This window comes from Bacillus sp. CCB-MMP212 (assembly GCF_022748145.1).
Taxonomy (GTDB): Bacteria; Bacillota; Bacilli; order Bacillales; family Bacillaceae_G; genus Bacillus_A; species Bacillus_A cereus.
The window spans coordinates 625,056-638,117 of the sequence record NZ_JALDQE010000002.1 but is presented as its reverse complement, the minus strand read 5'-3'; the positions used below and the strand labels follow the sequence as shown (position 1 = coordinate 638,117).

Below are 13,062 nucleotides of genomic sequence, written 5' to 3'. Positions count from 1 at the left end.
ACACTTTCTCCTAAAATACTCTTTTATCTGTTATAACTCTTCCCCTCTCGTTTCGATCACACGTTTATACCAATGAAACGAAAGTTTCTTCTTACGTTTTAAGTTATCATTATGATCGACAAAAATAAAGCCATATTGCTTTTTATATCCATTTAACCAACTTAAAAGATCAATCACTGACCATGCATAATAACCTTTTAAGTTAATTCCCTCTTCAATTGCACGCTTCATTACTTTTAAATGCGCTTCAATAAATTTAATTCTCGGAACATCTACAATTTCTCCGTCAATGATTGGATCTTCATCACCAAGTCCATTTTCCGTTACATACATCTTTATGTCACCGTAACGCGCTTTCAACATATGCAATCCCTCTAAGAAACCTTCGGGAGATATTTCCCATCCCCATTTTGTATATGTTTTATCATCCATTTTAACTGTTCGATAAAAACCATCAAAAGAAGGGTTACCTGGAGCAAGCGTTGAGTTTTCTCGAGAATGTTCCTCACTCTTTATATCCATATCGTATCTTTCTACTCGTATTGGTTGATAATAATTCAAGCCAATAAAATCATTTTCTTCTGCATTTTGTTTAATGATTTCTAATTCTTCAACCGTCCAATTAGGAGTCCATCCTTTTTCCTTTAATTGTTGTACAACATAAGACGGATACTCGCCCTTTAAAATTGGATCATAATACCAATACGTTTCATATTCATTCGCATGATTTGCTGCTTGTATATTTTCTTTTTGATCATCCACACTATAAGCAGGTAAGAAAACATGTGTAATCCCAATCTCACCATATTGTTTCAGCTGCTTGTACACCGCAACTGTTTTCGCATGTGCATAAAATACATAATGAGTCGCTTGAAAATACTTTGGAACATCATTTTGGATTCCTGGTGGATGTGCACCTTTTAAATAACCTAATCCACAAAACATTACTGTCTCATTAAAAGTAATCCAATGCTTAACTCTGTCACCAAATGCCTTAAAACAAGTTTCTGCATATTTTACGAAAGCCTCTGCTGTTCTTTTATTCGTCCATCCACCATCTTTTTCTAACGGTAATGGTAAATCCCAATGATATAAAGTGACAAACGGCACAATCCCGTATTTTAAACATTCATCAATTAAGTTGTTATAAAATTCAATCCCTTTTTCATTTACCTTTCCATCTCCAGTCGGCAATATTCTCGCCCAAGAAATAGAAAAACGATACGATTCTAATCCCATCTCAGCCATTAAGCGAACATCTTCCTTATATCGATGATAATGATCAACAGCTACATCACCATTTGTTCCATTGTATGTTTTGCCAGGAATTTTTGAAAACTCGTCCCAATTCGTAACACCTTTTCCATCTTCATTCCATGCACCTTCTACTTGATAAGAAGCTGAAGCAGCTCCGAATAAAAAATCATGTGGAAACTTCATAGTATATACCTCCATTTCATTACAACAAATCAAATTCATTCACATATATAAAATTTATAGGTACAAATTTTATATGTATGATTATATCTTATGTTTTTATTTTTTTCTATTATAAAAGTACAATTTCTATTGTTGGTTATTGGAAAAGAAATAAGAAGCGATATATTTTATCGCTTCTTACTCTCATCATCTTTATTCTTTTATTAATGACTTATTCGCTCTTATAACTTCTTGATACAATAATGGTGACCACTTTTCATTTATGTAGTCTTGAATTACCCAGCCCACTCTCAAAGGATTCTTTTGTTTTATATAGTTTGCAATTTCAGGATTTATATAAGAGGCATAGTAATACGGACTATTCCATGCTGTACCACCAGAAGACAAGCTTGTAAAATTAATATATAGATGATTTAAATCCTCGCTATTGTTCATCGTTTCATCCATCGTATCTTTAATAGATTTTACTTTCTCATCATAATTCACTTTATATTTATCTTGTACTGTTACATTTACATTTTGGTTTACAGTTGTGGTAAACGTCTCATTATCTGGCCAATAAAAATTATTATATCCTCCAGATTCATTACTACCACTATATCTTTTTAGTAGTACAATTTTCCCACGAGCATCTCCAAGTTTTATATTTCCTTCTGTTTTTAAAAAGATAGGATCAACAAAATAATTTTTTTCAAACGTACTACTAAATGAACCTTCTGCCCCTTTCATATCCTCATACTCTTTTTTTAAAGACATAATAATTGTTTCACTCGGGTTATCTTTTAAAAATTGTTTCGCTTCATTTATGAATTCATGCAGTGTTACGTAAAGATATAATGGCCCATGATGAAGAACTATCGTATTATCATCTGTTAAACGTCCTCTTATATCAAAAATGCGAGCTCCATGGTCCATTTGATAGCGAAAATCATATTCTTGCGTCATTCCCCACACTTGCTTAATCGGATTTTGCAACTTGAACGTCCCACTATCGTGTGTTCCTGGAATTGAAATTCGTGCTAACGGGATATTATCAGGTATAGGTTGCATCCATTTTGACCAATTTTCAAGCTCATTAACAGAGCTAGCTGCAACTACTCTCTTATCATGTAAAGCAAATACAAATGTGATAAATATTGTACTACATATGAATAATTTCAAAATTAACTTCTTATTGCTCATTATTATCCCTCACTTTTTCTGTTTTTACATCAAACTTATTGAATATAATATAAGCTAGTTCATAAAAAATAAATAACATTTCATCAATATGAAATATTGCATAGAAGTAAAGTTAAAAAATCATTCACATATACTAAATTAGAAAAATTTAAAGGAACTTCATCTGAAGTTCCTTTTGCTTATTTTATGTTCAATACATATGAACCATCTTTATTCTCATATTTATAGACGTATAAATAATATTTCCCTGGCTTTGCATTATAAGTTCCTTTAACTACATTTCCTTCATTTTCACCATATGCTACATAGTTATTTAAATCTGATTCATGATGAAGTACCCATGTCATTCCGATATTTTGTTCATTTAGTAGAGAAATATTAATATTTTCCGGTGAGTCAATTTGGAAAGTAAATACATCTACTCTATCACTATTATGTAGCGTTCCTTTCACCGGTGTATGAAAGTTAACTTTATTTGCCTGTCTAGGCTCATTGTTTGGTTCATTTTCTGTTACTTGTAACTCATTCCCACCGTTTGGTTTTCTTTGTTCATAACCTAAGTTTACTAGTATAGACTTCAAATCTGGTAAAACACCAATTTTATCTGCATATGGATCTTTAGATTTTGTTCCTGTGCTCTGGTTGCTTAATATTGCTCTTAGTTCACTTGGTCTATATGGTTGTCCTAAATTTTCTTTAGCAATGCTTTGTACTAAAGTCGCTGCCCCAGCAATAATTGGCGAGGCACTAGATGTTCCGCTAAAGCTTGAAGTATAAAGATTTACAGCACTTCTACTTTGCTCGGCTGTAGTTGTATCTACATTTTCTCCCCATCCGTACACATCAATACGGCTTCCATAATTCGAAAACCACATACGTTCATGAGGGAAAGCTGAAGAGCCAGCTCCTACCATAATTGCACCCGAATCTTTAAAATCTTTACTATTACGATTTAAGACTTGCTTACCTTTTCTATCTTTGAACTGATCTAAATCATTCCACCCATTTGCTCCAGCCTCTATAATTACAATTCCCTTATCTGTACCAGCACGAATTGCATCAAAAATATCTGGTTGTACTTCAACAGGTAAATATTTATCACCATATCCATCAAAGGATGCTTGCGCCTCTAATAATAAAACATCCCCAGCTTCTAACTGATTTACAGCGCTTAATATTGCATCAGCCGTATTATACTGTCCGTTATCTCTTATTTGAGAGATAACCTTTGCTTTCGCTTTTGGCGCAATCCCAATATTCCCGACTTCATTGTCCTCAGAGGATACAATTCCTAGTACAGACGTCCCATGACCGACATGCTGATTTATATTTCTTCCAGACATTAATTCAATATTTTGATGTAATAAATCCTCATGATTTAATAGCCATCCGTATTCCATATCAACAAAAGTAATACCATTTCCATTACCGCCTTGAATTCCCCAGGCGAAAGGCGCATTAATACCGTATGGGGCTGCTTCAAGATAACCTTGTTTTTTAAATCTAGGATTGTTATTAGGATTAAGAGCTACACTTGATGATTGCACTTCAGGTGGCATTATTTTCTCTTGTTTCTTCATATACGCATCTTCTATTAAAGAAGATGCCTTTAACTTATCTACTATTTCTTCTTCATACCCACTATTTTGATTTTGAAGAATATAGTAGTTTAATAGACTTGTAGATACATGATTAGGTGCTTTCACTTCAAGGTTTTGTATTTGTTCCGGGCTTACAGATGTGAATAAACGAGTAAATGTTACATCTGGATATTCTGTCAAAAGATCTTTTATTACTTTATCATTCGTTTGAGATTGTATTTGTTTTTCAATACCATCTTCATATGGCAAATCCAAATCCGCTTTAAATTTTACAATGATTTGCTTATCTGTTTCTTGTTCTATCCCTAATTTACTCTGCTGTTCTATAGAATCAGCATATACACTATTGATAGTGCCTCCTGTTCCTAAAAGTGTTGTAATGATTACAGTTGACGCACACATTTTTTGAAATATTTTCATTACATCAATCCTCCTATTAATAATTATTAATCATTATATTAATCTATGATGATTAATTCTATAACGTATTCCCTTTCTACTAAATAGATTATAGTAATCAGAAATATGAACTTCAATGTATTTTCATATGCAATATTTCATATTCTGACTCTACACTAAACGAATATGAAACTTATAGTGATTATTTATTTTATATGTGCTAATATACTTACATTAATATATTACGCATATACACATTTCAAACTACATTACTTAATCGTTTCACCTTAATTTTTTCTTAGGAGGATTTACAATGAAATTACTAAAAATAAAACATATAATTCCTTTATCTGCGGCCGCAATTACATTCGTATGTAGTCAAAGTACAGCTGAAGCTTCTACCATTCATACAGTAAAAAAGAACGATACACTTTGGGGCATTAGTAAACAATACGGAGTTTCAATACAATCCATTAAACAGGCTAATAATAAAGGAAACGATAAAACCTTTATTGGCGAACAGTTACATATTCCAGGGTCCGTGAAATCAAATGAAATCACTGTTCCTCAAAACGCCAAGCCTGCGAACATTTCTGAACAAATTATTTATCAAGTACAACCGGGAGATTCATTAGAAACGATAGCAAAGCGTTACAATGTCACTGTCCAATCTATAAAACAAATGAACAATACAGTCGGAAACAAGCTTTATACAGGACAACATTTAAAAATCAACTCAAGTATTTCACAAAAAGAAAAAGACTTAATGGCACGCTTAGTTACCGCTGAAGCAGGTGGCGAATCCTATAAAGGAAAAGTAGCAGTAGCCAAAGTTATACTAAATCGTGTAAATGCAAAAGGTTTTCCAAATACAATAACAGGCGTTATTTATGAACCTATTAAATACGGATATGCATTTACTCCTATTACAGATGGAAGAATTAATCAACCTGCAAGTGCAGAAGCAAAAATGGCTGTAGAAGAGGCTATCTCCACAAATGGAGTAGATTCAGACTGGATTTATTTCTACAATCCAAAAACATCAACGGACAAGTGGATTACGACACGTCAAACAGTAGCAGTAATTGGTAATCATGTGTTTGCTAAATAAGATTTAAAATCATTAACAGGCCTCTTCACTTAAAAGGTCTGTTTTTTTATATGTAAGATGTTATTAATCATATGACATAGTGATTTTTTAAACTATTTCTTCTTTCAAATAAAAATTTTTGTATTTACTCCACCACTCGGAGAAATTAATAGAGCATCAAGTTCAAAAACTCCCACTTTATTAATAAAAGCTATTTCTTACCTTCATAAAATTGTTATACACTAGAAAAATAAAAAACAAACTATTCGTTAGCAGGTGAAAGAATATGTATGATGTTACAATTATCGGCGCTGGAGTAAGTAGCATTTTTATGGCTTATTCACTAGCTAAAAGTAACAAAAAAGTTTTAATTCTTGATAAAGGTAAAGCGCTAGAAGATCGCCATTGTCCTTTAGACGAAGGAAAAGTGTGTAATTGTACTACATGTGATAAATATTTTGGGTTTGGTGGTTTAGGAAAATCTGAAGGGAAATTTAATTATACAAACGGATTTGGCGGAGAACTTGAGCAAAAAGTCGGTAAAGAGGGCTTTATACAACTCATGGCTGAAGTAGATGAAATTCTATGTCAGTTTGGTGGAAGTTCTGTCTCAAAATATTCTACTGAAAATTCAAGTCTCACTAAGAGAGCTGAAGCGTGTGGTTTACAAATGCTAACAACAGAAGTAAGACATCTTGGTACTACACTTTCCAGTAACATTTTTCAGCAGCTCTATGAATTTTTACTGACGAAAATAAAGATCCAATTTCATATAGATGTACAACATATTCTGAAACAGGAAGATCATTTTACAATAGAGACAAATCAAGGAACAGCTCAAACTAAGCAACTAGTATTTGCAACTGGGCGTTCAGGGGCTGACTGGTTAAAAGATATGTGCAGTTCTCTAAATATTTCTCAGGAGCAAACACGTGTAGATTTAGGAATTAGAGTAGAAATGAAAGAACATCAATTACGTTCTATATTAAAAGATACTTTTGAAACAAAACTTTCTTATCAAGGTGAGCATTTCACAGCAACTACTTACTGTATGAATCCAAAAGGACGCATCATTCGAAAGTACGAAGAAGGTTTAGTTATGCCTGACGGTCAAAATTTTCGAGAGCAAGGAACTGGCACTTCTAATTTAAATTTCACTTTATTTATTCCTCGCTATTTTCCAACTCTCAAAGAAGCAAATGTATACGCAAGTTCAATTATTAAAGGCATTAACCAAGGACGAGATCGGATTGTTATACAGCGCTTAGAGGACTTACTAAAGAAACAACCTACGGCGGAAAACAGCATGGAACATAATCGTATACAGCCTACACTACAGGGGGACTATGGAGATTTGAATCAAGAAATTCCTCAATTATATATTGAAGGGCTCAAAGAATTTTTATTACGCTTAGAACAATTTATACAAGAGCCTATCGATCAGCATACTTTACTATATGGAATTGATGGAAAGTTCTATGCTCCTACGATAAAAATTAATAATCATTTTGAAACTAGTATACATGGGCTATTTTTAATTGGAGATTGTTCAGGCGTTACGCATTCATTATCTCAAGCAGCTGCAAGTGGTCTGTATGTTGGAAAGTACTTATCTGACATTTAATTTCTATTATTAAGATGTCAGTCAAATATATTCAATTTCAAAATACTTTACTTATATAGAGTAAAAGTATATTAATAAGTCCCCTATTCTTCCCGGCTAATAATTAACCGACAAAAAGTCGAGATTTTACAAGATACATATGTAATATAACTGTATATTTAAAACGATTGACATTCAATTCTAATAAATTGAATGTCAACAGTTTTAAAAGTCTCTATCCATTTTCATTTTCATTTGTTCGATATTTTGTAACATCATCATAGTGTTTAATATGGTAGGATGTCTATAAGTCAATTTCACTACAACTATGACTTGTTCTGCCCGTTTCTCAAAAAGAGTTATATTTATGCTACTACGCTTTAAAAATCCCCATTGTATGTATATGAATACTTCAAATTATTCCCTTTAGAAAATAGAGTCTAAATGGTTCATTACACTCTAATAGTTATAAAAACATAATATATAACTTCAGTTAAATAAATTGTATAAAGAAGGTGTAAAAATGAAGAATAAAATAAATTTACAAATGCAAAATATAAGCTTTGTTATAATAATGGCTTTAGCAGTATGGTTAAAAACATATCTTATTACGCGATTCAGTTTTGATTTAAAAATCGAGTCTTCAACGCAAGAGCTTATTTTGTTTATTAGTCCTCTAGCCGCATCATTAGCATTTGTTGGATTAGCATTATTTGCAACTGGTGAAAAGCGAAATTATATAGCGCTATGTATTAATTTCTTATTAACAATCGTACTCGTTGGAAATGTAATGTTCTATGATTTTTATAGTGATTTCGTTACATTACCAGTACTTGGACAAACCTCAAACTTTGGACAATTAGGCGGCAGTATTATAGAAATATTAAACTACAAAATTATACTCGCATTCATAGACATTGTTTTCTTCTTTATTTTATTAAAAAAGAAATCATTGGTCTTTAAAACAGAACGTGTAACTCATTCTACACGCTTGTTATACTTTCTTTTAACAATTGGTGTATTCTTTGCGAATCTACATCTTGCAGAAAAAGAGCGCCCTGAATTATTAACGAGATCATTCGACCGAGTAATGCTTGTCAAAAATTTAGGCCTATATACTCACCAAGTATATGACTTAACACTGCAAGTAAAAGCCGGTTCACAAAAAGCTCTTGCTGATAGTAGTAAATTACAAGAAACTGAAAACTACGTAAAAGCAACCCAAAGCGAGCCAAACCCTAATATGTTTGGTACAGCGAAAGGAAAAAATGTAATTGTCGTCACTCTTGAATCCTTGCAAACCTTCTTAATAGGCGCATCAGTCAATGGGCAAGAAGTTACACCATTCCTAAATGAATTCATAAATGAAAGTTATTACTTTGATAACTTTTTCCATCAAACTGGTCAAGGGAAAACATCCGATTCTGAATTTCTAATCGATACGTCGTTGTATCCATTAAATCGAGGGGCTGTATTCTTCACACACGGTAACAATGATTATACTGCGACTCCAGAAATTTTACGTCAGCAAGGTTATTTCACTTCTGTATTCCATGCGAATAACGCAACATTTTGGAATCGTAATATCATGTACTCTGCTCTTGGTTATGATCGTTACTATAATGAGCTTGATTACAAAATTACACCAGAAACAAATTTAAATTGGGGATTAAAAGATATCGAATACTTTAATCAATCAGTAGATATATTAAAAACTGTTAATCAACCATTCTATGCTCGTTTCCTCACTTTAACAAACCATTATCCATTTACGTATGATGAAGATACAAAATTCATTGAACCATACAACTCTGGTAATGGCGTATTTGATCGTTACTTCGTAACAGCACGTTACTTAGACGAATCAATTAAAAAATTTATTGAACGTCTAAAGGCCGAGGGGCTTTACGATGATTCTATTATTGTGTTATACGGTGATCATTATGGTATTTCCGAAAAACATAATCGTGCAATGGCACAGTTTTTAGAAAAAGATCAAATAACAGAATTTGATACTTTAAATTTACAACGTACGCCTTTATATATTCATATTCCTGGACAAACAGAAGGTCAAACTATTTCAAAGCCTACGGGACAAATCGATATGAAACCTACTATTCTAAATTTATTAGGTGTTGATTCTACGAATGATATTCGTTTTGGCCATGATATGTTTTCAGATGAATATACTGGCTTTGTTGTTTTACGTGATGGTAGCTTCGTTACAGATAAGTATGCATACAAAAACAACACTTTCTACGACCGTATAACAGGTGAAATTGTAGATTTACCAAAAAAAGAAGCTCAAGCCCTCATTAAACGTGCCCAAAATGAATTACGAATGTCTGACAAAATTATTGAAGGCGATTTATTACGCTTCTCAGAAAGCAATAAAATTAAAACTGGCGAAGTACAAACTAAAATTAAAGAAACAGAAAAATAATCTATATATGAAAAAGGGAGCAACTTATTACAGTTGCTCCCTTTTTCTTTTATTCTACGCTTGTTTCTAAAGCTACATCCGTATAGGTATTATCATTACCAATATTTAAAATTACTTCACATTGACGCAATCTCAATTCAAAGAGCATGATAGAATCATGATAGATTTCAGGATTTGATTTCATCTTATGTAATATCTCTTGTTTTTCTTGTATTTCTATATGCGTGTTTTCTACAGCTTGCTTTAAGGAGTTAAATGGATTCCTAAAGAATATATTAATATCTCGCTCTTGTGTGTTTTCAAACAGCTCAAATTGCAAGAAAAATTTCTTCATAATAGAAGCCGTTACCTCAGTATAATCTTCATTTTCTACATACTGTTTGTATTTGTTATATAGCATAGATTTATTTTTAGGAAGAACTCCAAATAATTTACCGGCACTTTTCAGTAAAAATTGTGCTGGCGTAAATCGACGTAAAATATTTACTTCATCCATTTGTATTCTAGTCGTCATCCTGTCAGTATCTCTGCGCCAGTCATCAAGCACTTTAAAGTCACATTCTAACTGTATTCTATTTTCTCCAAATAGTGAATTAAGCCCTTCACTAAGTTCTTCTAAATACGTTTGACTTTGAAGAAGCTCATTATTAGAAGTTGCAATCCAATTTTGCATAGAAAGAGCAAGATTAGGTAATACAGTTTGTTCTAAATATTTATGCACTCTTTCATTCATTGCTTTATTTAGTTCCGTATCCATGTGCCCGAAATCACTTTCTTCACTAATTAAATTAGAACAGCTCTTTAATATCTTCGGAATATTTTCAGTAAGATCATTTGTAATTTCAGTTTTCATTGAACGATATGATTGTGTAATGAGATGAATTTTTTCCCGCTCAAATGCAGTAAGGTTATTAATGCTACCGTTTAGTTTCACTAGCATCTCTTCATTCCAATTAATAGCATCCACTAGATTGTTTTCTTTCTCAACACGTTTATCCAAAAGATATGTAATTGTTTTTCGAATGAAATATAATAACTTTTCAGTACGTTCTGCATCTATATGTTTATGATTAAAGTTAAAATGAATAAACTCAGTTAAATCATTTAATTGTTGACTACTTGTATATAACGAAGAATAAGGGAAAATTCTCGCATGCGGGAAATATGTGTTTATTCTCGTTGCCGTATCATGTAATACCCTTTTCACTTCTGCTTCACTGTAAATGTTATCGATTTTATTTAATAAGAAATGAATTTGTAAATTTGGCGTATGTTCTTGAATACTTAATAGAATGTCACGTTCCTTATCAGTAAAAGGTGAATCCGCATTCAATACGAATAGTAATTCGTCTACAGAATTTAAATATTCGAATATCTCATCTCTAGTGTCGTTATTCCTATTAAAGCCAGGTGTCACTACAAATGTAAGTTTATTTTCATTTAAAAATCTGCATGGTAATTTAAATTCAACACACGCTCTATCTCTATATGTTTGATGGTGCTGAGACATCATATTATGGTAATCAGAGACATCTTCCGTTGTTGTAATTGCTGAGTCTGTTATAGCGTTTATTTCTATATGAGCATCATTTTTTAAAACTACTACATTTGAAATTGATTTTTCTAATATATTTTCTCCTAATATAGAGTTAATAAATGTAGTTTTTCCGTTTCCTGAAGTTCCCGTTACTAAAATACGATTTGTTCTTAAATCTGCGAGCTCGTCAACTAGCCATTTAAACCGGTGACCTATTTCTATATTGTGCTTTTGTGCCCATTGTGTAATAGATTCAAAAAGGTGTAAGCTGTACTCTAAGCCATTTACATGATTAATAGAATGTGACAGTAAGTTTTCCGCATGTTCTATATTTGCTGAATCTATTTTGGAAGGGAAAATCTCATCCCATGCCAATACAGCTGCAGATGGAAATACAGCATAAGATGGATTGACTACCTTTAACCAATTTGCTAACAGATTTGGTATGATATCGTTTAATTGTCTAAGCGTATATTGACCTTGAATTAATGCAAAGTACGTTTCTTCGTAAAGAGCAGAAACTTTGTTCCATATATCGGACGAATGTATTTCAATATGTAAGAAAAATTCATTTATTGTGTTAAGCCACAATAAGTAATTTTTTTCATTTTTATAACTGTTCCAGAGTGATGAAACCATTTGCGTAAATTGTACTTGATCTACATTATTTAATGTAGCTAATGCATCATAAAAATAGTCTGGTGAAATATGTTTAGTAAACCCTTTATCGATATATCCTTTTAACACCTCAAACCAAGGATACGATTCTATGCGAATTAACTCATTCACAGCAAGCTCTACTGCACTATCAAAATCTTGCTGTTCCTCATAAAAGGAACGGGCAATTTTTGTGACATTCGGATAATCAGGATTTAAAGAAACTGCTTCTTTAATAACACCGAAAGCTGAGTCAAAATTATTTTGCTCAATGTAAAGAGAAAGTAATTGTAGTCTAATTTCGGTCATCAATATTTTATTATCAGTAGTAATAGAAGTATAAATATTTTCAGCAAATGATAACTGATTAAGTTCGAAATAAGCATCCGCAATATTTTTTTGTGCCCATGGTGCTAATTCATTACTAACCTTCTCCCATTTAAAAATAGCTGCTTCAAAATCTTGATGACGATAATAAAATTCACCTTGTGCAAAACGAATATAAGACCCATCAGAAATCTCATTTTTTTCTTCGTTTACATAAGCTTGTCCAAGTACGTCAAGAGTTGGTTTTGTTTCATTCTCCATTAGGAATGTTTCATAATACATCTTTTTTATTAATTGTTTTTCTAATCTCATCTTTTCCCCCACTATATCTTGAAAATACATTTTTAAGATATGTCAATACTTTTTGTATGTATGCTTTTTATCTTAACAAAGAATATCTTTTGGAAAATTTCATTTTCCTTTCATTTTTCAAGTTAGATTGAATTTTTATGAGAAAAGTTTCAGTTTTTTTTCAATTCCCTTTCAGTTATGAAACAGCATTAAATGTTCCTAATAACCTAATAACACTATAATATTCCACATTATATTATCAGGAAAACCCCATATAAACCATATTATAAAAACAATCTATATTGAATTTATATACACAATTCACTGTGCTGTCAAACAAAAAAAACAACAATAAGAGCCAACAGCTATTCATACCATTTCTTTCTCAAATTGTTTTCCTTTAAAATGTTTCAGTAGTTATGTAATTAAATTCCATTAACCTATATAAATAACTAGTCCAAAAAATATCTATATGCATATCATGTTATAGTA

The 13,062-nt window shown here is 31.9% G+C and carries 7 protein-coding genes; 3 read left to right on the top strand and 4 right to left on the bottom strand.

What is annotated here, in order from left to right; genetic code table 11:
- Positions 1-30: 30 nt before the first annotated feature.
- The 3 genes from MRP26_RS08065 to MRP26_RS08055 form a co-directional block, all read right to left on the bottom strand.
- The gene (locus MRP26_RS08065) at positions 31-1,440 is read right to left on the bottom strand and encodes a glycoside hydrolase family 1 protein (protein WP_000671628.1); all 1,410 of its coding nucleotides are present in this window, start codon (positions 1,438-1,440) and stop codon (positions 31-33) included.
- Positions 1,441-1,632: 192 nt separating this feature from the next.
- A complete protein-coding gene (gene plcA / locus MRP26_RS08060) occupies positions 1,633-2,622 on the bottom strand; it encodes a phosphatidylinositol diacylglycerol-lyase (protein ID WP_000066297.1) in 990 nt (329 codons plus the stop codon).
- Between the two features lie 179 nt (positions 2,623-2,801).
- Positions 2,802-4,643 (bottom strand): S8 family peptidase, encoded by a 1,842-nt coding sequence (locus MRP26_RS08055; protein WP_242806096.1) that lies wholly within the window; start codon positions 4,641-4,643, stop codon positions 2,802-2,804.
- Between the two features lie 292 nt (positions 4,644-4,935).
- Between MRP26_RS08055 and MRP26_RS08050 the strand changes: the two genes are divergently transcribed.
- From MRP26_RS08050 to MRP26_RS08040, 3 genes are all read left to right on the top strand, one after another.
- The gene (locus MRP26_RS08050; protein ID WP_090977230.1) at positions 4,936-5,733 is read left to right on the top strand and encodes a cell wall hydrolase; all 798 of its coding nucleotides are present in this window, start codon (positions 4,936-4,938) and stop codon (positions 5,731-5,733) included.
- A 265-nt stretch (positions 5,734-5,998) separates the two neighbouring features.
- Positions 5,999-7,336, top strand: coding sequence for an NAD(P)/FAD-dependent oxidoreductase (locus MRP26_RS08045; protein ID WP_029443099.1), 1,338 nt, complete (start codon positions 5,999-6,001; stop codon positions 7,334-7,336).
- A gap of 502 nt (positions 7,337-7,838) precedes the next feature.
- Positions 7,839-9,758 carry an LTA synthase family protein gene (locus MRP26_RS08040; protein ID WP_242806095.1) on the top strand — a complete coding sequence of 640 codons (1,920 nt, stop codon included), beginning with the start codon at positions 7,839-7,841 and terminating at the stop codon, positions 9,756-9,758.
- A 49-nt stretch (positions 9,759-9,807) separates the two neighbouring features.
- On the opposite strand, the gene MRP26_RS08035 is transcribed toward MRP26_RS08040, so the two are convergent.
- Complete coding sequence (locus tag MRP26_RS08035) at positions 9,808-12,591, bottom strand: dynamin family protein (protein ID WP_197242673.1); 2,784 nt, start codon at positions 12,589-12,591, stop codon at positions 9,808-9,810.
- Positions 12,592-13,062: the final 471 nt, after the last annotated feature.

What these genes read in the sequence shown, in the direction of transcription:
- MRP26_RS08035 (WP_197242673.1), bottom strand. Translation starts at nt 12,591, where the DNA reads ATGAGATTAGAAAAACAATTAATAAAAAAGATGTATTATGAAACATTC.
- MRP26_RS08065 (WP_000671628.1), bottom strand. Translation starts at nt 1,440, where the DNA reads ATGAAGTTTCCACATGATTTTTTATTCGGAGCTGCTTCAGCTTCTTAT.
- MRP26_RS08055 (WP_242806096.1), bottom strand. Translation starts at nt 4,643, where the DNA reads ATGAAAATATTTCAAAAAATGTGTGCGTCAACTGTAATCATTACAACA.
- MRP26_RS08045 (WP_029443099.1), top strand. Translation starts at nt 5,999, where the DNA reads ATGTATGATGTTACAATTATCGGCGCTGGAGTAAGTAGCATTTTTATG.
- MRP26_RS08050 (WP_090977230.1), top strand. Translation starts at nt 4,936, where the DNA reads ATGAAATTACTAAAAATAAAACATATAATTCCTTTATCTGCGGCCGCA.
- MRP26_RS08040 (WP_242806095.1), top strand. Translation starts at nt 7,839, where the DNA reads ATGAAGAATAAAATAAATTTACAAATGCAAAATATAAGCTTTGTTATA.
- plcA (WP_000066297.1), bottom strand. Translation starts at nt 2,622, where the DNA reads ATGAGCAATAAGAAGTTAATTTTGAAATTATTCATATGTAGTACAATA.